We start from the raw sequence: 291 nt of genomic DNA on the forward strand, positions 1-291 counted from the left end.
TTTTCATTGGGATACAAGCGGAGCTTGATTCCCTTAATGGCTTCTGTCATTTTAGTTTCACCTCTTTTCGACGCTGATCATCAATATATTTAGCTACCGCTTGTTCATTAACAGCTCCAATACTTTCCACGTAGTAGCTGGGTGACCATAGATGACGACCATGTTTTTTCCAGTAACTGATTTGCAGTTCTGGACATTCTCTAAATAATTGCCAAGCTGAAATTCCTTTAAGCCAGCGCATGATATTGGTTACTGACAGTTTTGGTGGTGCACTAACCAATAAGTGGATAT

At 39.9% G+C, this 291-nt stretch carries 1 protein-coding gene; it reads right to left on the bottom strand.

Going from position 1 to position 291, the window contains the following annotated elements; translation table 11 throughout:
- Positions 1-46 precede the first annotated feature (46 nt).
- Positions 47-291 (bottom strand): IS200/IS605 family transposase (tnpA, locus tag HUK49_RS10770; RefSeq protein ID WP_191913683.1); only part of this gene is annotated, 245 nt, incomplete at its 5' end.

This window comes from Limosilactobacillus portuensis, from assembly GCF_014838735.1.
GTDB classification, from domain to species: Bacteria; Bacillota; Bacilli; order Lactobacillales; family Lactobacillaceae; genus Limosilactobacillus; species Limosilactobacillus portuensis.